The 22,121-nt window shown below is 62.0% G+C and carries 26 protein-coding genes and 1 other RNA gene; 11 read left to right on the top strand and 16 right to left on the bottom strand.

Translation table 11 applies throughout. The annotated features are described in order from the left end of the window. Nucleotides 1-27: 27 nt before the first annotated feature. Both ACX17K_RS01740 and argE read right to left on the bottom strand, forming a co-directional pair. Nucleotides 28-1,410, bottom strand: a complete 1,383-nt coding sequence (locus tag ACX17K_RS01740) for a sodium-dependent transporter (protein WP_493773425.1) — start codon at nucleotides 1,408-1,410, stop codon at nucleotides 28-30. Between the two features lie 122 nt (nucleotides 1,411-1,532). After that, a complete protein-coding gene (gene argE, locus ACX17K_RS01735) occupies nucleotides 1,533-2,696 on the bottom strand; it encodes an acetylornithine deacetylase (RefSeq protein ID WP_493773424.1) in 1,164 nt (387 codons plus the stop codon). Between the two features lie 164 nt (nucleotides 2,697-2,860). Here argE and ffs point away from each other — a divergent pair. Further along, an RNA gene (ffs, locus tag ACX17K_RS01730) (signal recognition particle sRNA small type) lies at nucleotides 2,861-2,959 on the top strand. A gap of 264 nt (nucleotides 2,960-3,223) precedes the next feature. Continuing rightward, a complete protein-coding gene (locus tag ACX17K_RS01725; RefSeq protein ID WP_021476219.1) occupies nucleotides 3,224-3,547 on the top strand; it encodes a helix-turn-helix domain-containing protein in 324 nt (107 codons plus the stop codon). Between the two features lie 109 nt (nucleotides 3,548-3,656). Here the strand turns inward: ACX17K_RS01725 and ACX17K_RS01720 are convergent, their stop codons facing one another. Beyond that, complete coding sequence (locus ACX17K_RS01720; RefSeq protein WP_493773423.1) at nucleotides 3,657-4,106, bottom strand: universal stress protein; 450 nt, start codon at nucleotides 4,104-4,106, stop codon at nucleotides 3,657-3,659. A gap of 129 nt (nucleotides 4,107-4,235) precedes the next feature. On the opposite strand from ACX17K_RS01720, the gene ACX17K_RS01715 reads away from it, so the two are divergent. The 4 genes from ACX17K_RS01715 to xerC all read left to right on the top strand — a co-directional run bounded on the left by ACX17K_RS01715 (nucleotide 4,236) and on the right by xerC (nucleotide 6,911). After that, nucleotides 4,236-4,664 (top strand): thioesterase family protein, encoded by a 429-nt coding sequence (locus ACX17K_RS01715; protein WP_493773422.1) that lies wholly within the window; start codon nucleotides 4,236-4,238, stop codon nucleotides 4,662-4,664. A gap of 18 nt (nucleotides 4,665-4,682) precedes the next feature. Further along, nucleotides 4,683-5,096, top strand: a complete 414-nt coding sequence (locus tag ACX17K_RS01710) for a TerB family tellurite resistance protein (RefSeq protein ID WP_463087272.1) — start codon at nucleotides 4,683-4,685, stop codon at nucleotides 5,094-5,096. Nucleotides 5,097-5,158: 62 nt separating this feature from the next. After that, complete coding sequence (locus ACX17K_RS01705) at nucleotides 5,159-6,010, top strand: AAA family ATPase (protein ID WP_493773421.1); 852 nt, start codon at nucleotides 5,159-5,161, stop codon at nucleotides 6,008-6,010. A gap of 1 nt (nucleotide 6,011) precedes the next feature. Beyond that, a complete protein-coding gene (xerC, locus tag ACX17K_RS01700; protein WP_493773420.1) occupies nucleotides 6,012-6,911 on the top strand; it encodes a tyrosine recombinase XerC in 900 nt (299 codons plus the stop codon). 23 nt (nucleotides 6,912-6,934) lie between these two features. On the opposite strand, the gene ACX17K_RS01695 is transcribed toward xerC, so the two are convergent. From ACX17K_RS01695 to orn, 4 genes are all read right to left on the bottom strand, one after another. Then, entirely contained in the window at nucleotides 6,935-7,666 is a 732-nt protein-coding gene (locus tag ACX17K_RS01695; RefSeq protein ID WP_493773419.1) for a sterol desaturase family protein, read from the bottom strand. A 28-nt stretch (nucleotides 7,667-7,694) separates the two neighbouring features. After that, nucleotides 7,695-8,195 carry a CinA family protein gene (locus ACX17K_RS01690; RefSeq protein WP_493773418.1) on the bottom strand — a complete coding sequence of 167 codons (501 nt, stop codon included), beginning with the start codon at nucleotides 8,193-8,195 and terminating at the stop codon, nucleotides 7,695-7,697. After that, nucleotides 8,185-9,837 (bottom strand): glucose-6-phosphate isomerase, encoded by a 1,653-nt coding sequence (gene pgi / locus ACX17K_RS01685; protein ID WP_493773417.1) that lies wholly within the window; start codon nucleotides 9,835-9,837, stop codon nucleotides 8,185-8,187. The genes ACX17K_RS01690 and pgi overlap by 11 nt, the downstream gene beginning before the upstream one ends. 72 nt (nucleotides 9,838-9,909) lie before the next feature. Continuing rightward, a complete protein-coding gene (orn, locus tag ACX17K_RS01680; RefSeq protein ID WP_493773416.1) occupies nucleotides 9,910-10,455 on the bottom strand; it encodes an oligoribonuclease in 546 nt (181 codons plus the stop codon). Between the two features lie 73 nt (nucleotides 10,456-10,528). On the opposite strand from orn, the gene ACX17K_RS01675 reads away from it, so the two are divergent. From ACX17K_RS01675 to ACX17K_RS01655, 5 genes are all read left to right on the top strand, one after another. Beyond that, the gene (locus ACX17K_RS01675) at nucleotides 10,529-11,776 is read left to right on the top strand and encodes a M48 family metallopeptidase (protein WP_493773415.1); all 1,248 of its coding nucleotides are present in this window, start codon (nucleotides 10,529-10,531) and stop codon (nucleotides 11,774-11,776) included. Then, on the top strand, nucleotides 11,773-12,099 hold the full coding sequence (locus ACX17K_RS01670) for a 4a-hydroxytetrahydrobiopterin dehydratase (RefSeq protein WP_021476230.1): 327 nt from the start codon (nucleotides 11,773-11,775) through the stop codon (nucleotides 12,097-12,099). The genes ACX17K_RS01675 and ACX17K_RS01670 overlap by 4 nt, the downstream gene beginning before the upstream one ends. Next, the gene (gene rsgA, locus ACX17K_RS01665; RefSeq protein ID WP_231155206.1) at nucleotides 12,096-12,959 is read left to right on the top strand and encodes a ribosome small subunit-dependent GTPase A; all 864 of its coding nucleotides are present in this window, start codon (nucleotides 12,096-12,098) and stop codon (nucleotides 12,957-12,959) included. The genes ACX17K_RS01670 and rsgA overlap by 4 nt, the downstream gene beginning before the upstream one ends. A gap of 124 nt (nucleotides 12,960-13,083) precedes the next feature. After that, on the top strand, nucleotides 13,084-13,824 hold the full coding sequence (gene phbB / locus ACX17K_RS01660; protein ID WP_493773414.1) for an acetoacetyl-CoA reductase: 741 nt from the start codon (nucleotides 13,084-13,086) through the stop codon (nucleotides 13,822-13,824). A 115-nt stretch (nucleotides 13,825-13,939) separates the two neighbouring features. Next, on the top strand, nucleotides 13,940-14,434 hold the full coding sequence (locus ACX17K_RS01655; RefSeq protein ID WP_493773413.1) for a GAF domain-containing protein: 495 nt from the start codon (nucleotides 13,940-13,942) through the stop codon (nucleotides 14,432-14,434). Between the two features lie 63 nt (nucleotides 14,435-14,497). Here ACX17K_RS01655 and ACX17K_RS01650 read toward each other — a convergent pair whose 3' ends face one another. The 9 genes from ACX17K_RS01650 to ACX17K_RS01610 form a co-directional block, all read right to left on the bottom strand. Next, on the bottom strand, nucleotides 14,498-14,848 hold the full coding sequence (locus tag ACX17K_RS01650; RefSeq protein ID WP_493773412.1) for an FKBP-type peptidyl-prolyl cis-trans isomerase: 351 nt from the start codon (nucleotides 14,846-14,848) through the stop codon (nucleotides 14,498-14,500). 103 nt (nucleotides 14,849-14,951) lie between these two features. Then, entirely contained in the window at nucleotides 14,952-15,650 is a 699-nt protein-coding gene (gene folE / locus ACX17K_RS01645; protein WP_493773411.1) for a GTP cyclohydrolase I, read from the bottom strand. Nucleotides 15,651-15,947: 297 nt separating this feature from the next. Next, complete coding sequence (locus ACX17K_RS01640) at nucleotides 15,948-17,216, bottom strand: nitronate monooxygenase (protein ID WP_493773410.1); 1,269 nt, start codon at nucleotides 17,214-17,216, stop codon at nucleotides 15,948-15,950. 102 nt (nucleotides 17,217-17,318) lie between these two features. Further along, nucleotides 17,319-17,900, bottom strand: a complete 582-nt coding sequence (locus tag ACX17K_RS01635; protein ID WP_493773409.1) for a uracil-DNA glycosylase family protein — start codon at nucleotides 17,898-17,900, stop codon at nucleotides 17,319-17,321. Continuing rightward, complete coding sequence (locus ACX17K_RS01630; RefSeq protein ID WP_493773408.1) at nucleotides 17,897-18,832, bottom strand: 3-deoxy-7-phosphoheptulonate synthase; 936 nt, start codon at nucleotides 18,830-18,832, stop codon at nucleotides 17,897-17,899. Before ACX17K_RS01630 ends, ACX17K_RS01635 begins: the two co-directional genes overlap by 4 nt. Nucleotides 18,833-18,840: 8 nt before the next feature. Next, nucleotides 18,841-19,443: a hypothetical protein gene (locus ACX17K_RS01625; RefSeq protein WP_493773407.1), complete on the bottom strand. Its 603-nt coding sequence runs from the start codon at nucleotides 19,441-19,443 to the stop codon at nucleotides 18,841-18,843. A 9-nt stretch (nucleotides 19,444-19,452) separates the two neighbouring features. Beyond that, nucleotides 19,453-20,043: an LOG family protein gene (locus ACX17K_RS01620; RefSeq protein WP_234004387.1), complete on the bottom strand. Its 591-nt coding sequence runs from the start codon at nucleotides 20,041-20,043 to the stop codon at nucleotides 19,453-19,455. Between the two features lie 60 nt (nucleotides 20,044-20,103). Beyond that, nucleotides 20,104-21,177, bottom strand: a complete 1,074-nt coding sequence (pheA, locus tag ACX17K_RS01615; protein WP_231155199.1) for a prephenate dehydratase — start codon at nucleotides 21,175-21,177, stop codon at nucleotides 20,104-20,106. Between the two features lie 134 nt (nucleotides 21,178-21,311). Beyond that, entirely contained in the window at nucleotides 21,312-22,115 is an 804-nt protein-coding gene (locus tag ACX17K_RS01610) for an alpha/beta fold hydrolase (protein WP_493773406.1), read from the bottom strand. Nucleotides 22,116-22,121: the final 6 nt, after the last annotated feature.

Here is a 22,121-nt window from a genome sequence, read left to right as displayed (position 1 = left end):
CGGACTGCGCGTCCGGCTTTTTTCGCCTCAGATAATTTTCAAACCCTTCAGCATCACATACAGGATCAGCAGCGGCGACACGTAGCGCAGCACGAAGAACAGCGGCTTCAACACCCGCTCGTTATTCAGCGCGCCCTCATTGCTCAATGCCGCCCGGAAGCGGTCGTAGCCCCACACCCAGGCGGTGAACAGGCACAGGCAGATGCCGCCCAGCGGCATCAATACATTGGACGTGATGAAGTCGAACAGGTCGAACATCGTCATGCCGAAGATCTTGAAGTCCGCTGTCAGGCTGTTGGACAGCGCGCATGCAGAGCCCACCAGCGCCAGCAACAGCAGATTGATCACCGTGGACTTGACGCGGCTGATGCCGAAACGCTCGCTCAGCACCGATACCGGCACCTCAAGAATGGACAGCATGGCGCCGGTTGCGGCGATGGCGGTCAGGACGAAGAACACCACCATGAAGAAGTGTCCCAGCGGCATGCTGGCGAACACGGCGGGAATGGTGATGAACAGCAGCGACGGGCCGGCGGCTGGCTGAAAGCCAAAGGCGAACACCGCCGGGAAGATGGCGATGCCGGCCAGCAGCGACACGAACAGGTCGGCGCACATGACGCGGAACGTGGTCAGCGGAATATTCTGATCATCGCGGAAATAGCTGCCGTAGGTGATCATGGTCCCCATGCCGATGGACAGCTTGAAGAAAGCCAGTCCCATCGCGGTCAGCACCACCGTGGCGCTGATCTTGGAGAAGTCGGGAGCGAACAGGAAAGCCAGGCCTTGGCTGGCGCCCGGCAACATCAGGCTGCGCGCGCCTATCACCACCAGCAGCACGAACAGCAGCGGCATCAGCTTCTTGGTCACCGCCTCGATGCCCTTGGACACGCCCAGCAACAGGATGCCGCCGATCAAGGCCAGCACCAGCCACTGCCACAGCAAGGACTGCACCGGATCTGAAATCAGCGCGGAGAAAGCGTCGGATGTCACCTTGGGGTCGCGCGACAGAATCTCGCCGCCGATCGCTTTGAAAATGTAGGCGAATACCCAGGCGGCCACCTCGGAATAGAAAGCCATGATCAGGAAGGCGGCAAGCACGCCGAAGGCGCCCACCAGCCACCAGGGCTGCCCGGCCGGCGCCAGTTTGACCAGGGAGGTCACCGCGTCGCGCTTGGCTTTCCGGCCCAGCATGATTTCCGAAATCATCACCGGCAGGCCCACCACCAGAGTGGCCAGCACGTAAACCACCAGGAAACCGGCGCCGCCGTTGGTGCCGGTCAGATAAGGGAATTTCCAGATATTGCCCAGGCCGACCGCCGACCCCAGCGTCGCCGCCAATACGCCAAAGCTGGAGGTAAAACCGTCCCGCGCCTTCAGGTCTCCACCCGTTTCCGACTTGTTCTGACTCATTGTTTTTTTGAATCCCAATAAAACGAGCCCGCGCGGAGGTCCGGGCGGGCTCAATTGACCTTCATTGCTAAGGGCCAGGATTTTGAAGCCTAATGCTTATGGATGCAAAGCATTTCTGACAGTTATTTGATTAAGTTGTTAGTCAGCAGCCCCAGCCAATCGTAGCAAGCCTGCAGTTGGCTGGCCTCGATGAATTCGTCCGGCCTGTGCGCCTGCGCTATCGATCCCGGCCCCAGCACCACGCAGGGGATTCCGGCCTCGCTGAACAAGCCCGCTTCCGTAGTGTAGGCGACTCCCTCTCCAGCGCAACGGCAAAGGCTGTGAACGTAGCGGCTGATGTCCGAATCCGGCTCCGCCTCGAACGCGGGGCTGTACACCACGCGTTCGATCTCTATCTCCGCCTCTTCCGCCACCGCGCGCATTTCCTGCAGCAGGTTCGCCGCATAATCGCTCACGGAGGCGACCAGCCGCTGGGGATCGTCCCCCGGCAGCCAGCGGCACTCAAACATGAACTCGCAGTCGGCCGGCACGATATTGCAGGCCACACCGCCATGGATCAGTCCGGTTTGCATGGTGGTGAACGGCACGTCGTACAAGGGTTGGCGATGGCCGAACGAAGCTTCGGCGTCCGCCAGCTTGCGGATGTGGGTAATCAGCCTGGCCGTGTATTCAATGGCATTGACGCCATAAGGCGTCAGCGAAGAGTGGGCGGCTCTGCCTTTGACCCGGCAGCGGTAATGGGCGATTCCCTTGTGCGCCACCACCGGACGCATCGAGGTCGGCTCCCCCACCAGGCATCCAGCCACCGTCACGCCCTGCGAGGCCAGGTCGTCAATCAGCCTGCCTACGCCCAGGCAGCCGACTTCTTCGTCGTAGGACAGCGCGATGCCGATGCCCTGCCGCAGCGAGCCGGCCTGGGCCAGAGCGATGAAATCCGGCACTCTCGCCAACACGCAGGCGATGAAGCCTTTCATGTCGGCGCTACCCCTCCCGTATAGCCGGCCATCGCCGGCGTCAGTCAGCTTGAATGGCGGATAAGACCAGTCCTGGCCATCCACCGGCACCACATCGGTGTGGCCGGACAATACGATCAACGGCAAATCGTCGCCGCCGATGCGGCAAAACAGATTGGCCTTGCCGCCATCGTCATTGTGGGTCAGCCGGCTGGCCAGGCCATGTCCGGCCAGGTAATGACGAACCCACTCTATCAATTGCAGGTTGGAATTTCGGCTGGTGGTATCGAAGCCGATCAGCTCGGCCAGCAAGGCGGCGGGTGTGGTATTCATGGCGCTTGGCATATGTAGGGGGCTGGTTGTCGAGTCTGCACCGGCTCCCTTTGGCAATCAATAGCCACCAGACATGCGGATGTCGATCCTCACGGCGGCGCACCAAAAACTTATAAAAATGCTTGTCAAATAGATAGGTATTGGATAGAATCCGTTTTCTCTATGGCGGGCCTCCCCGCATTGCACGGTAGCGAACCTGGTCAGGTCCGGAAGGAAGCAGCCACAGTTACTTAGTGCAAGTGCCGGGGGTTGGGCTCGCCACCCCTCCCCTTCTATGCATTCCGCAAGGACAATTGCAATTTTGCGACACTTTTGCGCCTATGCACAGTCTCGCATGCTGATAACATTGTCCTGCATGATAAGAATCCGCTAACATTAGCAAAGTTGAATTTTCAAATTCATGGAACTTCACTAAATTCCCTGCATCAAAAATATTCCTGTTGAATTTTTTTTGCTATTTTTAGTAGGCAGGGCGAAGTCCTAAAAAAATACTAGAACCATTTGTTTCAGATACGAGAGGAACACTCATGAAACTGTTTGAAAAGATCCCGAATCCCCGGGAAATCCGTCGCAAGCTGGGCCTGAACCAACAAGAGTTCTGGAGCCGCATCGGCGTTACTCAATCCGGCGGCTCCCGCTACGAAAGCGGCCGCAACATGCCGAAACCCGTTCGCGAATTGCTGCGTTTGGTTCACGTCGAGCAGATCGATCTGTCCAAAGTGCGCCGCGAAGATTTCGAGATCGTCGAATACCTGAAGGAAACCCACCCCGATCTGTACAAGAGCCTGCGCAAGGCCGTACGCACCAAGATCGAGGCACAGGAAGGCGGCGCAGAAGCCGCTGCCAGCTGATTGCCAGCTCCTCGAAAAAGCCAGCCGCGGCATGCCCGGCTGGCTTTTTTCATTCAGGCGCGGCGGCGCGCTGCCGGCCTTGCGGCCGGATGACAAAACCATCTCGCGTTCAATCGCCGGGGTTGCGCACCAATAGCACAGGCATATCCGCCACCTTCAGCACGCCCTCAGCCACGCTGCCCATCAGCAAGTGCATCAGCCCGCCCAGGCCATGGGTGCCCATCACGATCAAGTCCGCTCCCCAAGCGCTGGCCTCGTCGGACAGGACGGCTGCGATCTTGTCTCCCCAACTCTCCAGTATCTTGCATTCCGGCGTGACGCCCTGCGTCCGGACGCGGTCTCCCGCCAGCCCCAGCACCTGCTCGCCGGCCTGCTTGATCGATTTCTGCAGCTCGGTGGCATCCAGAAACTCGGTGCCGCCCCAGCCGAACTGGGCCAGATCCACCACATGCACCAGCCGCAGGGTGGAGCCGAACGCCTTGGCCAGCTTGCACGCCTCATCCAGCGCCATATTGGACGTATCGCTGTCGTCCACCGGTACGAATATCCTTTGATACATGACGTTCAGCTCCTCTATGATCTTGGCTTGCGCCACCAGTCTATCAAAATCGCCGCACCCGCATTTGACACAGCTTAGGCAGTTTTGACATAAAGGCCATATCGTCATTCCCTTCTGCCAGTATACGCCATGGCCAGGATTCGAATCGAAGCGCCCCAACCCATCGTCTACGACACGCTTCTGGAGGTCAGGATAGGCGATATCAACTACGCCAATCACCTATCCAACGACGCGCTGCTGCGAATGGCCCAGGAAGTCCGGCTTCGCCTGCTGCGGCACTGGGGCCATGCCGATGAGCTGCATATCGGCGATGTGGGGATCGTGGTGGCGGACGCGGCCATTTCCTATCTGTCGGAGGCCTTTCATGGGGATGTCCTGCGCTTCCTTGTCGGCATTGCCGATGTCCATGGCAAGGGGCTGGATTTCATTTATCAAGTGATCAATGACAACAGCGGCAGAGAAGTGGCAAGATTGAAAACGGGCATCGTGTTCTTTGATTACCACGCGCGCCAAGTCGCCCCCATGCCGGAATCGTTTTCGGCACGGCTAGGTCAATAAGCAAGAAGGAATCGCGCCATGAGAAACTACTCGCCAAACAGTCCGGAGGCGATTGCCAGACTCCTCGCCATATTCATGATCGCGGACGGCAATATGGACCCCCGAGAGCTGGAGCTGCTTGAAAAGCTGCACGTCTACCACCTGATCAGCCTGCCGAGAAAGCAGTTCGCCCAGGTTCTGCGCGACGTCTGCGACGATATTTCCGACGAAGCGGCCGACGATGGCTCGATCCAGCTGCTTGAGCGCGAGCGCATCGACAATCTGCTTGCCGACGTCACCGATCGCCGCAAGCGCATCCTGACTTGCGTGCTGGCCATGGACATCAGCAAGTCGGACGGTACAATCAGCGACAGCGAAATGGCCTTGCTCAGCCACATGATGAAGAGCTGGGACATTTCGCTGGAAGACCTGGAAAGAGAATTCGCCCGATGACCGGCTCCGGCCGCTGGTACGGCGGCCCGACACCTCCCAAGCAACCATACTTGCAATAAATAATGAACACTCGCTTTACTGGAACAGAACGCTATATCGCCACCGACGACCTGATGATGGCCGTCAACGCCTCCATTACGCTCCAGCGCCCGCTGCTGATCAAGGGCGAGCCCGGCACCGGCAAGACCATGCTGGCCGAAGAGGTCGCGGCCAGCCTGGGCCGGGAGCTGATCGTCTGGCCGATCAAGTCCACCACCAAGGCCCAGCACGGCCTGTACGAATACGACGCGGTATCCCGGCTGCGGGATTCCCAGCTTGGCGGCGACAAGGTGCACGACATCGCCAACTACATCGTCAAGGGCAAGCTATGGCAGGCATTCGAGGCCGAGCAAGCCCCAGTGCTGCTGATCGACGAGATAGATAAAGCCGACATCGAATTCCCCAATGACCTGTTGCGCGAACTGGACCAGATGGAATTCTTCGTCCACGAAACCCAGCAGTTCGTGCGCGCCCGCCAGCGCCCCATCATCATCATCACGTCCAACAACGAGAAGGAATTGCCGGACGCTTTCCTGCGCCGCTGCTTCTTCCATTACATCCGCTTTCCCGACGCGGAAACGATGCAGAGCATCATCGATGTCCACTTCCCGGACATCCGTCAACAGCTGGTGAGCCAGGCTTTGGAAGTATTCTTCTCGATCCGGGAGCTGCCCGGGTTGAAGAAGAAACCCACCACATCCGAATTGCTGGACTGGCTGAAGTTGCTGTCCGGCGAAAATATCGGCGCCGACGAGCTTGCGGATGTTCATCAACGCAACGCGCCGCCGCCGCTGGCAGGCGCGCTGCTGAAGAACGAGCAGGACTTGCAGCTGTTCGAGCGACTGATGCAGATGGCGCGCCTGCGCCGCAACTGATATGGAAGAGCTGATCCGCCGCTTCATTGATCACTTGGCCGTCGCCGGTCGCAGCCCGCACACGCTCGCCGCCTACCAGGCGGATATCGAGCTGCTGCAGAAAACGATGCAGGCGAAGCCAGCGCACGAGGCATCTCCGATGGATCTGCGCAAGGCGCTGGCCAAACTGCATGCTCAGGGATTGAGCGGCCGCAGCCTGGCCAGGCGGCTATCCTCTTGGCGGCAGTTCTACCACTGGTTGCAGTTGAATGGCGGGCGGGAAGACAATCCCGCCGCCGGACTGCGCGCGCCCAAGCGGGAAAAACTGCTGCCCAAGGCCTTGCCGGTGGACGGCGCCGCGGCGCTGCTGGACAGGATAGACGGCGATGACAGTCTGGACACCCGTGACCGCGCGATTTTCGAGCTGGTCTATAGCTGCGGCCTGCGCTTGTCGGAAACGGTGGCGTTGAATCTGGATGACGTGGACTTTTCCGACCAGCTGCTGCGGATACGCGGCAAGGGCGGGAAGGAAAGGCTGGCGCCGATCGGCGCCGAGGCCATGAGCCGGCTACGGGCCTGGCTGAGCGAGCGCCCCGCGGGAGAAGGCGAACCCGCCCTGTTTCTTGGCCGACATGGCCGGCGGCTGGGCGGCCGCCAGGTTGAGAAGCGGCTGCGCGACTGGGCGGTCAAGACCGGAGCCGGCCAGCACGTCCATCCGCACATGCTGCGGCACTCGTTCGCCTCCCACCTGCTGCAGTCATCCGGCGATCTGCGCGCGGTGCAGGAATTGCTGGGCCATGCCAATCTGTCCAGCACCCAGATTTATACGGCGCTGGATTTCCAGCATCTGGCCAAGGTGTACGATGGCGCGCATCCGCGCGCGCGCAAGCGCGGCAAAACGGACGACGGCGAACCGTCCTAGCCGTTGCGGGAATGGTCCTCGGACTAACCTCCCTTGTGCACATCCCGGCATAGCAACATGGCCTGGATGTCGTCAGCCTTGTCCTCGTCAAAGCCGAGCCGCTCCACTCTTCTCTCCGGATTGCTCCAGGTGCCGAACATCAAGTCCCATAGCGGCAGGCCGTAATTCTGCGCATGGTGGCCGTGAGCGTGGTGAACGGTGTGCATCTCCGGACGCTGAAAAAAATAGCCGAGCCAGCGCGGCGTATTCATGTCGCCGTGCAGAAACAGATCGAAAGCGCTGGTGAAGAACAACGCCCAGGCTGCGGCGATGGGCGAGGCTCCCAGCGCCAAATAGCTGGAAAATGCGCTGATCAGCACGGCTGCGGCCGAGTCCAGCGGGTGGGCGTAAAACGCGGTCAGCGCCTCCACGCGGCTCGGGCTGTGGTGAAGCTGGTGAAACACGCGCCAAAGCCAATCCGAAGCATGCGTCGCGCGATGCCACCAATAAAAGACGAAGCTGGTCAGCAGGAAGCTGGCGGCTCCCACCGAGATATCCGGCCAGTCGCGCGCGGCCGGAATCAGCGCTGCCCTGCCGATCTGGGCGGAAAACAAATAGCCCAGCGCAAGCGTCACCGCCGCCGTGCACGCGCCCAACGCGCCGGCCATCAACAGCCAGCGCCGGTCGCAACGATTTTTCGACGCCGGCGCGATCACTTCGCGGGTAAAGATGCCGACGAACAAAATCGCCAGCGCGGGAAAAGCGTATAACTCCATATGTCTCCAGCGGCAGGGCTATCCAGACTCAGGCCTGGGACGCGCCGGCATGGACGCGATCCAGCAGCCGAGCCAGCGCGTCCTCCGTCGTTTGCTGGCGCACCGCCTGGCGGTCGCCGGCGAAATGCCGGCTCCAGGCTTCGGTTTGCCCGCCCGGATGCGCGATGGCCAGCCACACCAAGCCAACCGGCTTGTCCGGCGAACCGCCGTCCGGCCCGGCGATGCCGGATACCGCCACCGCCCAATCGGCGTTGGCCAGCGCTTGCGCGCCGGCGGCCATCTCCCTGACCACCCGCTCGCTGACCGCGCCGTGATCCATCAGCGACGAGGCCTGCACTTTCAACAACTGCTGCTTGGCCTGGTTGCCATAACTGATCACGCCATGGCTGAACCAGCCGGAGCTGCCTGGAACATCGGTGATGGCGGCCGCTATCATGCCGCCGGTGCAGGATTCCGCAGTGGAGACGCTCTCGCCCCGCGCCAGCAAGGCGGCGCCGAGGTCGGCGGCCAATTGTCTGCTATTTGCCATGGCGTTCCCTGTAGTGTCGGATCAGGCCGTTGGTGGAACTGTCGTGCCCCAGCGCGCCGGCATCGCCGGACAGCTCCGGCAGAATGCGCCGAGCCAGCTGCTTGCCGTACTCGACGCCCCATTGATCGAAGGAATTGATGCCCCAGATCACCCCTTGCACGAACACCTTGTGCTCGTAAAGCGCCATCAGCATGCCCATGCTGTACGGCGTGACCCTGTCCAGCGCCAGCGTGTTGGACGGCTGGTTGCCGGGAAACAGCTTTTGCGGCAGCAGCATGTCCAATTGCTCGCCGGACAAGTGGCTCAGTTCCTGCATCGCCTCGGCCTCGTTCTTGCCGCGCATCAGCGCCTCGGTCTGAGCCAGGCAGTTGGCGACCAGCACGTCATGCTGATTGCCCAGCGGATAATGGCTGTTCAGAGGCAGGATGAAGTCACAGGGCACCAACCGGGTGCCCTGATGCAGCAGCTGGAAGAACGCGTGCTGGCTGTTGGCGCCCTCTTCGCCCCAGATCACCGGGCCGGTGTCAAAATCCAAAGCCTCGCCCAGGCGGCCCACCCGCTTGCCGTTGGATTCCATGTCCAGTTGCTGGATATGGGCCGGCAGGCGGCGCAGGCCATGATCATAGGGCATGATGGCATGAGTATGCGCCCGGTAGAAGGTGTTGTACCAGATCCCGATCAGCGCCAGCAGCACCGGCATATTGGCCTCGAACGGCGACTCGAAGAAATGCTTGTCCATCGCGTGGCCACCGTCCAGAAAGGCGCGGAAATTGTCATAACCGATGGATAGCATCACCGGCAAGCCGATCGCCGACCAGACCGAGTAGCGGCCGCCGACCCAGTCCCAGAAACCGAACATGTGCTGCGGATCGATGCCGAAGGCGCGCACCGCCGGCTCATTGGTGGAAACCGCGACGAAATGCCTGGCGATATCCTCTTCGGCGCCCGCCTGCAGAAACCAGGCGCGGGCGGCCTGGGCGTTCAGCAGGGTTTCCGGCGTGGTGAAAGACTTGGAGGCGATGATGAACAGCGTGGAGGCTGGGTCCAGCTCCCGCAACGTTCGCGCCAGATGCTGGCCGTCGACGTTGGACACGAAGTGCACCTTAAGCTCCGGATGGGCATACGCGGCCAGCGCGTCCGCCGCCACCAGCGGCCCCAGATCCGAGCCGCCGATGCCAAGATTGACCACGTCGCGGATCCGCTGGCCGGCGAACCCCTGCCAGCGGCCGTCCCGCACCTGTTCGCTGAAATCCTTGAGCCTCGCCAATACCTGATGCACATCGGCCGCCACGTCGCGCCCATCCAGATTCAGCGTCGCGCCGGCGGGCAGGCGCAAGGCGGTGTGCAATACCGATCGATCTTCGCTGACATTGATGCGCTCGCCGTGGCGCATCCGGTCCATCCAGGTCCGCAGATCCGCCTTGTTCGCCAGTTCGAACAACAACTCCAGCGTGCGTTCCGTGATGCGGTTTTTCGAATAATCCAGCAGCAAGCCGTCCAGTTCCAGCGAAAAACGCTGGAACCGCTGCGGGTCCAGTTCGAACAGCTCGCGCATGTGCATGTGGCGCGTCGCGCGCTGGTGCTGATGCAGCCTGGCCCAGACCTGGGTGGAGTTAATGTCGATGTGGCGATGTGCGGCCATGTTTCCTGCCAATGGAATACAAGGTGAATGTGAAAAAGCCGGCCCCTTGGAGCCGGCTCGTCGCGGCGGGGCTTATACCTTGAGGAAGTGCTCTCGGTAGTAGCGCATTTCCTCGATCGACTCCAGGATGTCGGCCAGCGCTTCGTGCTTGCCGCGCTTGACCACGCCCTTGGCGAGTTCCGGCCGCCAGCGCTTGCACAGCTCCTTCAGGGTGGATACGTCCAGATTGCGGTAATGGAAGTAAGCCTCCAGCCGCGGCATCCAGCGCGCCATGAAGCGGCGGTCCTGGTGGATGGTGTTGCCGCACATCGGCGTCACGCGTTCCGGAATGTATTGCGCCATGAAATCCAGCAATGCCTGCTCGGCTTCCGCCTCGCTGACCCTGGAGTTCTTCACTTTCTCGATCAGGCCGCTCTTGCCGTGGGTATTCTTGTTCCAGTCATCCATGCCGTCCAGGATGGCGTCCGGCTGGTGAATCACCAGCACCGGGGACTCCGCCAGGACGTTCAGATTGCTGTCGGTTACGATCATCGCCACTTCGATGATGCGGTCCTGATCCGGATTCAGGCCCGTCATCTCCATGTCGAGCCAGATGAGGTTATTGGTATCTTGTGCCATACTAGCCAATCTTTAGAAAACCCTGCCATTTTCCTTCATTGCCGCGCCGTCGGCAAACTCCATACGGACATCCATGACCGACGCCTTTTCCCTGCTGTTCGCCGCCGCGCTGACGCTGACGCTCTGCCTGAAGTTGTGGCTGGGCTGGCGCCACATCCGCCATGTATCGCGCCACCGCGCCCAGGTCCCGGCCGCCTTCCGCGACAGCATCACCCTGGAACAGCACCGCCATGCCGCCGACTATACCGTCGCCAAGACCCGGCTCGGCCTGTTGTCCGCCTGGGTGGACACTGCGCTGATCGCGGCGTTCACTTTCGGCGGCGGACTGCAATGGCTGGCCGTCCACAGCCTGGAATGGTTCGCCAATCCGCTATCGTCGGGCATGGCGCTGATCGTGGCCGTCACCGTGATCGGCAGCCTGGTCTCGCTGCCGTTCACCCTGTACGGCACCTTCGGGATCGAAAGCCGATATGGCTTCAACAAGACCACATTCGCACTGTTCATGGCCGATATGGTCAAAGGCACCCTGATCGGCGCCGCGATCGGCTTGCCGCTGCTGGCGCTGGTGCTGTGGCTGATGGAAATATCAGGCCCCTTGTGGTGGCTGTGGGTATGGCTGGTCTGGTCAGGCTTCCAGCTCCTGATGGTGGCGCTGTATCCGACGCTGATCGCGCCGCTGTTCAACAAATTCAAGCCGCTTGAAGACGAGGCGCTCAAGGCGCGGATCGAGGCGCTGCTGCAGCGCGCCGGCTTCAAAAGCCAGGGCGTGTTCGTGATGGACGGCTCGCGCCGCTCCAGCCACGGCAACGCCTACTTCACCGGCTTCGGCGCAGCCAAGCGCATCGTATTCTTCGATACTTTGCTGTCCCAGCTCAGCCACGCCGAAATCGAAGCCGTGCTGGCGCATGAGCTGGGCCATTTCAAACGCCGTCACATCGTCAAGCGCATCGCCATGGCGTTCGCGCTGTCGCTGGCTTTGCTGTGGCTGCTGGGTCAGCTGCTGCACGCTCCCTGGTTCTATGCCGGCCTCGGCGTCGCCGCGCCCAGCACCGCGATGGCCCTGATCCTGTTCTTCACCGCCACGCCGGCCTTCACCTTCCCGCTGACGCCGCTGTCCAGCCGGATGTCGCGCGTGCACGAATACGAGGCCGACGATTTTGCGTCGGAACAGACCCGGGCGGAGGATCTGGTCTGCGCGCTGGTCAAACTGTACCGCGACAACGCGTCCACGCTGACGCCGGACCCCGTCCATTCCGCCTTCTACGATTCGCACCCGCCCGCGGCGCTGCGCATTCAACATCTGAAAGGAAATCAGGCATGAACCTGCTGGAGCTCTCCTGCACCCCGCAACACGGCCAAAGCCCGCTGGCCGACAATACCGTCAAGCAGCTGCTGTCCACGCTGCCGGACTGGGAAATCGACGGCATCGAGCTGCGCAAGACCTACCGCTTCGCCAACTACCATGAAACCATGGCCTTCGTGAACGCCCTGGCCTGGATCGCCAATCAGGAAGACCATCATCCGGACATGTCGGTCCACTACAATCGCGCAGTGGTGAATTTCAGCACCCACGACGCCGGCGGCCTGACCCTCAACGACTTCATCTGCGCGGCCAAGACCGAAGCCCTGTTCCGCCGCCCATGACAGCCAGCACCGGACAAATCATACGCAGCCACGGCCGGCGCTTCATCGTGGAGGCGGATGGCCAGACTTTCGATTGCACCACCCGCGGCAAGCGCGTCGACTACGCTTGCGGCGACATCGTCGATATCCTGATCCAGAATCGCGAGCAGGCAGTGATCGAGCGCGCGCATGAGCGCCGCAGCCTGCTCTATCGCCAGGACGACTGGAAAGCCAAGAAGATCGCAGCCAACGTCACGCGCATCCTGTTCGTGATCGCCGCCGTGCCCACGCCCAATGAGGAATTGCTGGGACGCTGCCTGATCGCGGCGGAGGCCGGCGACATCGACCCGGTCATCGTGGTCAACAAGAGCGACCTGCCGGAAACCGCGGCGCTGCTGGGGAAATTGCAACTCTATGTGAACCTGGGTTACAAGCTGGTCACATTGTCGGCCAAGCAGGACTTCTCCCCGCTGAAACCCTTGCTCAGCGGGCATACCAGCGTGCTGGTCGGCCAGTCAGGCATGGGCAAATCCACGCTGACCAATGCGCTGCTCCCCGAGGCCAATGCCCGCATCGGCGACATCTCGGAAGCGCTGGATTCCGGCCGGCACACCACGACTCACGCCACGCTGTACCATCTCGATGAAAACAGTCATCTGATCGACTCTCCGGGCCTGCAGGAATTTGGCTTGAAACATCTGAAATCCCCGGATTTAATTCACTATTTCCCTGAAATGCGCAGGTATATTGGCCAGTGTCGGTTCCATAACTGTTCGCATTGCGTCGAGCCTAATTGTGCAATCATTACGGCTGCAGAACAGGGCGCAATTTCCAAGCATAGACTGGATTTGCTGCAAAGGCTCAGCCGAGAACTAGGCTAAAGTATTGTAAATAAAGTAGCACATGCTATTTATTTACTTTTTATGGCGTCCTGCATATTCTGTAACAAAAGGAAGTAAAGATAATTCAAGCATAGATTCCAAACCCGACAGAGGAGCCAGCATCATGACGAAAAGGATTGCATTAGTCACCGGGGGCATGGGCGGCATCGGAACCGCCATCTGCAAGGCACTGGCCGAAGCGGGATATGCCGTGGTGACCACCTACAGCAAACCGGGCCGCGAGTCCGCCTGGCATGCCGACATGAAAGGGCTGGGTTTCAGCGACATCCACAGCTATCAATGCGATGTCACCGACTTCGCCGCCTGCCAAGAGTTGATTGCGCGCATATCCAAAGATGTTGGCCAGGTCGGCATTCTGGTCAACAACGCCGGCATCACCCGCGACGCCAGCTTCAAGAAGCAAAGCAAGGATGACTGGGACGCCGTGATCCGCACCAATCTGGATTCGGTGTTCAACATGACCAAACCGGTGCTGGACAATATGCTGGAGACCGGCTTCGGCCGCATCATCAACATCTCGTCCATCAACGGCCAGAAGGGGCAGTTCGGCCAGACCAACTACTCCGCGGCCAAGGCCGGCATGCACGGCTTCACGATGGCGCTGGCCCAGGAAGTGGCCAAAAAGGGCGTGACCGTCAACACCATCTCTCCCGGCTACATCGCCACCGAGATGGTGATGGCGGTGCCGGAGGACGTGCGCAACAAGATCGTGGCCCAGATCCCGGTGGGCCGCCTTGGCCGCCCGGAAGAGATCGCCGCGCTGGTCACCTTCCTCTGCTCCGACAACGCCGGCTTCATCACCGGCAGCAACATCGCAATGAATGGCGGCCAGCACATGATGTAAGCCCGCCATGGCTCCGCAATACTGTTCGCGCCGCCCTCCCTGGGCGGCGTTTTCTTTTCCCGCCCGGCATGGTGTATGCTGTCCGGCCCGCACTCACTCGCAAGCAATACCCGCCATGGCAGAAAACCTCATCATCGAAGGCGATAGCAAGGAAGAAAAATATCAGACCCTGCTGCCGCAAGCCCATGCGCTGATCATCGGCGAAACCGACGTCGTCGCCGCGCTGGCCAACCTGTCCGCCGCGCTGACTTCGACCTTCGGCTGGCTGTGGACCGGCTTCTATCTGGTCAAGGGCGAGCAGCTGGTTCTAGGGCCGTTCCAGGGGCCCATCGCCTGCACCCGCATACCGCGCGGCCGCGGCGTCTGCGGCAGCGCCTGGGCGCAGAACCGCACGCTGCTGGTGGATGACGTCGATGCCTTTCCCGGACATATAGCCTGCTCGTCGAGCGCCCGCTCCGAAGTGGTGGTGCCGATCCGCGACTCCGCGGGCACCGTCGTGGCGGTGCTGGATGTCGATTCCGATCAGCTTGGCAGTTTCGACCAGACCGATGCGCGCTATCTGGAACGCATCGTTGAGCCGCTGGCCGGGCTGTTCGGCCAAACCGGCTGAATTTGGCCGGATTCAAAAAAACAGGCCCGGAATCCCGGGCCTGTTTTCATTCGCGGCGGCTATTCACTTCTGAATGGCGAGCAGCTCCACTTCGAAATACAGCGGCGTGTTCGGCGGAATCACGCCCGGCACGCCGCGGCTGCCATAGGCGGTATTCGCCGGGCAAGTCAGCTTGGCCTTGCTGCCCACCGTCAGCGCGCTGACGCCCTGGGTCCAGCAGGGAATCACGCGGTTCAGCGGGAAGCTGATCGGGCCGCCGTTCTTGTAGGAGCTGTCAAACTCCTTGCCGTCTTTGAATGTGCCGCGATAGTTCACCTTGACGGTGTCGCTGGTCGAAGGCTTGGCGCCCTTTCCGGGCACCAATACTTCGACCTTCACGCCGGAAGGCAAGGTTTGCGAAGCCGGCTCGGCCATTGCCGCCGCCGCGCATATGGACAAAACCAGGGCAGGAATCATTCGATAAGGAAACATAGGCTCTTTCATCGTAAATACGCGGGACACCGACAGCGCCGAGTCCTCACTTGTGCATCAGGGAAAGGAATTCCTTGCGCAGATCCGGGTTGGTCAGGAAGGCGCCGCGCATCACGCTATTGGTCATCTTGCTGTTGCTGTCCTTCACGCCGCGCCAATGCATGCAGAAATGATCCGCCTCCATCACGATGGCCAAACCATCGGGGTGCAGTTTCTTCATCAACAGTTCGGCGATCTGCGAAACCGCCTCTTCCTGTATCTGCGGCCTGGTCATGATCCAATCGATCAGGCGAACGTATTTGGACAGGCCGATCAGATTCGAATTCTCATTGGGCAGCACGCCCACCCAGACTCTGCCGATGATGGGGCACAGATGGTGCGAGCAGGCGCTGCGCACCGTGATCGGACCGATTATCATCAATTCGTTCAGATGCTCGACATTTGGAAATTCGGTGCTGGCCGGCATGGAAACGTAACGGCCGCGGAACACCTCGCGCACGAACATCTTCGCCACTCGCTTGGCGGTGTCCTGGGTATTGTGATCATTCGCGGTATCGATCACCAGGCTTTCCAGCACGCCTCTCAACTTGGCCTGCACCTCTTCCTGCAACTCGTCCAGCTCGCCCTCCTCGATGAAGGCCGAAATATTGTCGTTGGCGTGGAAGCGCGCTCCCGCCTTTTGCAGACGATAGCGGATACGCTGCGACACGGCTTCCCGCTGGCCCTGCTTGTCGGTTTTGCTCATTGTTGATTACTTGTTCGCAAGAAAATGGAAATCATTCCGAAATATACAGCAACTTGCACAATCCCTGGCCGGACGAGCCGGAAATAAACCAGCCCCGCGCGGGCCAGCCGGCCCTCGCGCAATGATCGCCCAGAAAGGGAATGGCATTGAGAGAAAAAGATATCAATGCTATATAAATGGCCGCCCGACATCAACACCCAAGCCCAACCCTTTTCCACCTGAAGCGCCAAATGAGAAAAGGCAGCCGAACCGGAAGCTCGACTGCCCATTTGCAAAGCTCAAAAGCGGGGACGCGCGTCACCCTGCCATCAGGCACTCCTCCCGCCGCGGCAGGGCGATCTTGTTATCCTTGCTGTGCTGATAATCGAGGAACACATGCTCGGCGCTCAACAGCTGATAGCTGCCGTCGCTGCGAAGATTGGTCGTGTCCTTCAGGCGATACGCGTAGTGGCCGCAGGTCCAACAATCGAAATTGCGCATATGGGTGCACAGACAGGTTTTTTCCCAAACCGGCACGCGGCGCTGGCCCGGATTTTCCGCATGCGCCTTGTGATAGGCGTCAATGTAGGAACAGCCGCCCTTGGCATCCAGCAGATAACCATAGGCTTCGCAATTCGGGCGGATGCTGTCGCCGATCGCCGGGCAATGCTTGATCATCCGCATCGGATAGCCGGTCGGCGATAGCTGGTTGACCTCGATATCCTCTTCGCTGGACTTGAAGTACTCCTGCTGCACCTTCTCCGGCAGTCCGCACTCGCGCGCCACGGTGAAGCGGGTGGCCACCTGCACCGCGCCAGCGCCCGCCTCCAGGAAGCCTGCCGCATCGCTGCCGGTGAAGATGCCCCCGGCCGGAATCAGCGGGATGTCCAATTGCTCGGCCCGCAGCCAATCGCGAATCTCGGTGAAAATGCTGGCCAGGTCGTACTCGGCCCAGTCCATGCCGAAGCCCAGATGGCCGCCGGCCAACGGACCTTCCACCACGACGTAATCCGGCATGCGTCCGCAGCGGCTGTTTTTCTTCAGGAACAGCTGTAGCGCGCGCAGCGAGGAAACGATGATGCCGAGCTTGACGTCGCGGAAGCGCGGGTGGTCTTCGATCAGGGAAAAGGAGCCCAGATGCAGGCCCGCCGCCAGCGTGATGCCGTCGATGCCGGCATCCAGCGCCGCGCGCATCCGCACCCGCAGGGTTTCCTTGGGCGCGTTCATCGTCAGCTTTTCCATGCAGTTGATGAACACCAGGCCGCTGCCCTGCTTCTGCTGCATGGTATTGCCCACATGCAGACGGGTGGCCTCTTCCAGCATGCCCAGGTCGAAGCGGACGACCGACTTGTCCGGATTCTCGACGTTGAATTTGTACTGGGCCAGCTTGTTCTTGACGAACTTGGTATTGAAACGGCGGTCCGTCACGGTGGGCACCATCGCGTCGGAAATATGGCCGACGCCGCCTAGCCGAGCGGCCTCCAGCGCCAGCTGGGCGGTGGAAATATCGACGCCCATGCCTCCAATGACGATTGGCACCAATTCGTGTTTGCCCAACTGCAGGCGGAAATCATCAACACACTTCATCGTGACGGGTCTCTCCATAGAACTGGGCAAATTATCACCCGCGAAACGATGGAAATCCACATTTTTAGAGTTTTTGCTCATGGCTGAGCAAGGCACTCCCATCTATCGCCCCAACACCTCCGCTACGCGCTGCCGCAGCGCAGGCAACAATTCGGTCTCGAACCATCGATTGCGCGCCAGCCACATCTGATTGCGCGGACTGGGGTGCGGCAATGGAATCACGCCTGGATAATACTCGCGCCAGGCCGCAACCGTCTCAGTCAGCGTGCGCTTGCGCGAAGGCAGATGATAAGCCTGCGCGTAGCTGCCCACCGCCAGCACCAACTCCGTCCGCTCAAGCAAGGGCAGCAGACGCGGATGCCAGAGCTTGCCGCATTCCGGACGCGGCGGCAAATCGCCGCTGGATCCCGTGCCCGGATAACAGAAGCCCATCGGCACGATGGCAAAGCATTCCGGATCGTAAAACACATCCGCCTCCACGCCCAGCCATTCCCGCAAGCGCTTTCCGCTGGCGTCATCCCAGGGGATGCCGCTCTCGTGCACCTTGCGGCCCGGAGCCTGGCCTGCCAGCAGGATGCGGGAGCCTTCCGCGGCCCGCAGCACCGGCCGGGGGCCGCACGGCAAAGACGCTTCGCACTCCCGGCAAGCCGCGATCTCAGCCAGCAAGCCTCTCAACGCGCTCACGCCGCTGTGTCCGCCAGCAACTCGCTCCACCCCGCGACTTCATCATCCGACCAGGCCGCGCAGTCCAGCATCAAGCCGCAAGCGCCGGCAATCAGCGCCGCGCGGGCCAGCGACAAGGCCGGAGCCAGGCCGCCGGTCTGCGGAGCTGAGACGATCAGCGGCAGATGGGTCCGCCGGCGCAGGCTGGCCAACCCTCCGACATCCAGGCTGACCGATTGGCCGTCGCCGCCGCATTCGCACAGCACGATCTGGTGATTGCCGCCGAGCGCGACATGCTCGGCCGCGGTCAGCCACTCATCCAGCGTCTGGCGATTGTCCCGCTGCAAGATGACAGCTTTATTGATGCGGCCGACTTCCCGCAGCAATTCGATATTGTTCAGCGATGGCGGGGGCAGCAGCAAGGCTGCGGTTTGCAGTTCCAGATGCGCGTCGAGCAGGCGCACATCGCGCAGCTCGGCCACGGCGCCCAGTCCGGACTCGCCCGCCACGTCGCAGAGCCGCTCCAGATCGGTCACGCCCAAGGCCTGATAATGGTAAGGGCTGGCGTGGCTGCGCCCGCCGCCCGCATACAGCAGGCTTCCACCGGCGAGCGCCACCTTGCTCGCCGCAGCGCGCAGCGCGCCTTCGCTCCAGTCCTGCGCGCTGCCGCCCAGCCAGGCCGCGCCGCTCGCGCCGAATGCCGCTCTTCCCACTCTTACCCGCGAATCCGCCGGCTGAGCCTCCCGCGACACGATGCGGTAGTCGCCGACGACTCTGAGCGCGCGCTCGACGCCTGCCATCGCCTCGAATACGCCGGCTTCCAGCCCGCGCTCCTCGCCCACCGCGCCGATCACCGTGCGCTCCATGCCACGGGATACGTGCGCGGCCAAGCCGGCGCTTTCAATCCTGGCCACCACGTTCCGTACTTCGGCCTCGCTCGCGCGGGCGCTCATCACGATAATCATCCGTCCATCCCCTTGTCTTCTTTCGCCGGCGGGCCCTCGCGGCGCCAACGACCGGCCAGCCGCCGCGCGAGACGCGTCAGCGGCGACGGCCGCGACCAGAACCGCCGCGCCCGCATCTTCGCCAGCCTGGCCCAGCGCCACGGCAAGGAGGCGCGCAGCCGTTCGAACACCCATGCGCGAAGCCGCTCGAAGCGCCGGTGCCAGCGCACGAACCACGGCACAGACATCAGCGCCGGCCGGGTCAGCGTGAACAGCCAGGCCACCAGCGCGGTGCCCCCGAGCTTGGCCAGCAGGATCACAGCCAGGCCCAGCAGCGCATGGCCCTGTTCGATCAGGAACAGCGCCGCCAGCTTGACCGGCAGCAAGGCCAGCGCCGGAGCCAGGAACAAAGCCAGAGCCGTTCTAGGAGAACGTCTCGCCACCCAGCGCTCCAGCGCCGCGAACGGCGGCCAGCGGCCAAACCGGGCAAGGGCCGCGGCCAGCTCGTCCCAGGCGAACTCCTCGAAAACGATGATCGCCGCCAGCAGCAGCGCCAGCGGCCAGGCCATCGCCCGCCGCGCGCGCAGCCATGGCGACGCTTGCGTATCCCGCTTTCCCATGCGGACCGCTCAGGTGCGGGCCAGATCCAGCCACTTGGCGACGTGGCGGGGCTGGTATTGCCGCATCCAGTCAAGCAGCGCCGGCAGGTCGCGCTCGATGCGGAACAGGTCCAGATTGCCCTTGGGGACGAAGCCTTCGCTCACCGCATGCTCCACCAAGGCCTGCAACGGCTGGTAAAAGCCGCCGGCATCCAGCACGCCCACCGGCTTGTTGTGCACCGACAGCTGCGCCCAGGTCAGAATCTCGAACAACTCATCGAAGGTGCCGAAGCCGCCCGGCAGCGCGACGAAGCCGTCGGACAACTGCGCCATCATCGCCTTGCGCTGATGCATGGTCTCGGTGACGTGCAGCTCGGTCAGGCCCATATGCGCCACTTCCTTGGCTTTCAGGAATTCCGGAATCACGCCGATCACCTTGCCGCCGGCCTCAAGGGCCGCATCGGCGGCCACGCCCATCAGCCCCACATTGCCGGCGCCGTACACCAGGGTGATGTTCTGCTCGGCCAGCGCGCGGCCGAATGCGCGGGCCGCGTCCTCGTATTCCGGATTGCCGCCTTTGTTGGAGCCGCAGAACAGGCAGATCGATTTCATTTTCTTCATCCATTTCTTGCAAAAAAAACAAGGGCCGGAAGATTCCGGCCCCAGGTCATTCCAGTCGGCTCACAACACCGCCATCGGGTAGGAACCCAGCACCTTGACGAAGGACGTGCGCTCGCCCAGGCCGGCCAGCGCCTTCAGCACCCGCTCGTCCTGGCGGTGGCCTTCCAGATCGATGAAGAACACGTAGTCCCACAGGCCTGCGCGCGAGGGGCGCGATTCGAACTTGCTCATCGACACGCCGTTGGACGCCACCGGTTCCAGCAATTGGTGCACCGCGCCCGGCCGGTTGGGGGCGGAGACCACGATGGAGGTCTTGTCCTGCCCGCTCGGGCCGACATCCTGCAGGCCCAGTACCAGGAAACGGGTGGTGTTGTTGGGCTCGTCTTCCACGTTTTCCGCCAGTTTGAACAAGGCGTAGCGCTCGGCCGCCGCTTGTCCGGCGATGGCGGCCGCGGTTTCGTCCTCGGCCGCCAGGCGGGCGGCTTCGGCGTTGCTGGCCACCGACACGCGTTCCACGTCGGCCGGCAGATTCTTGTTCAGCCATTCATGGCATTGCGCCAGCGCCTGGGCGTGGGCGTAGATCCGGCGAATGCCGTCCAGCCCCTCGGTCTTGCGCAGCAGGTGGTGGTGAATGCGCAGCACCACTTCGCCGCAGATCTTCAGCGGCGAGGTGACCATCAGATCCAGGGTGCGTCCCACCGCGCCTTCGGTGGAGTTCTCCACCGGCGCCACCACGTAATCCAGCGCGCGCGACTCCACCAGCCGGAACGCCTCGTCTATCGAGCTACAGGCGATGGTGCGCGCCGCGTGGCCGAAGTGCTTGATGGTGGCCAGCTGGCTGAATGTGCCTTCCGGCCCCAGATAGGCGATGGACAGCGGCTTTTCCAGCGCCAGGCACTCCGACATCACTTCGCGGAACAGGCGGGCGATGGACTCGCTGGGCAGCGGGCCGGGATTCAGGTCCTTCAAACGGCGGAGCACCTGGGCTTCCCGCTCCGGGCGGTAAATGACGCCGCCGCCCTTGATCTCGCCGATCTCGCGGGCATGGCTGGCGCGCTGGTTCAGCAGCTTGAGGACTTCGACGTCGATGGCGTCGATGGCGTTGCGGTGTTGCTTGAGACGTTCTTCAGACACTGGTTTCGGGCTCTCTGACGATGGCGAACTGGCTTTTTCGATATCTTACAGTTTCCGCGAGATAGCCGCCGCTCGCAAGCGCCATGCGCCGGATGCGGACCAAATGCCGTGCCGGTCCGGCGCGCCAGATGCCCTCAACTCCAGCCGCCCTCCTCCAGCCTGGCCAGCAATTGCTCGATGCGCTCCGCCGTTTCCAGCGGCTTTTCCAAAGGAAACAGGTGGCTGCCCGGCTGTTTGTCCACCATGACCGCGAAATGCTTGCGCATGAAAGCCAGGTCGCTGCCGCGCAGCACATCCGACGCCGAGCCGGCCAGCAAGGCCGCCGGCACCGTCAGCCGTCCGCGATGCCGGGGAAAATCGTGCGGCAGCGTCGCGTAGATGTCGTACTCGACCTGCGGGCGAAACTTGAGCCGGCGGCCGCCCTTGCCGTCGTCCTGCGTGCCATGCAGGGCGTAATCGGCCAGGCAGTCGGGATCGAAGCGGGCGAACTTGGGCTTGCGCGCGAAATAGTCATGCGCCATCTCCACCGTGGCCCAGTTGTCGCGGCGCGCCAGCGTATTGCCGCCTGGCGTCACACGCTGGATGAAGCCCAGCCGCTTGGCCAGCCAGATGCCGAAGGAGCGCGACGGCCCCATCAGCGGCGAGTCCAGAATGATGATGGCGCGGAACAGATCCGGCCGCTTCAACGCCGCGTAGAACATCAGGAAGCCGCCGAGCGAATGGCCGACGCCCACCACGGAGCCGCGGTAGCGCCCTTCGATGAAGCGGATGCTCTCGTCCACCAGATGCGGCCAGCAATCGGTGATGGGAAAATCCGGATCGTGGCCTATCGTATCCAGATAACCGACGTCGCGGCTTCCGGCCAGCTTGCCCAGCATCTTGCCGTACACCGACGCGGGAAAGCTGTTTGCATGAGCGAAATGAATGGCTTCTCGCATAACCCC

It is taken from the genome of Chromobacterium sp. INPA-IVC (genome assembly GCF_059047085.1).
The sequence above is the reverse complement of the archived record's forward strand: the minus strand, read 5'-3'. Positions and strand labels throughout refer to the sequence as shown.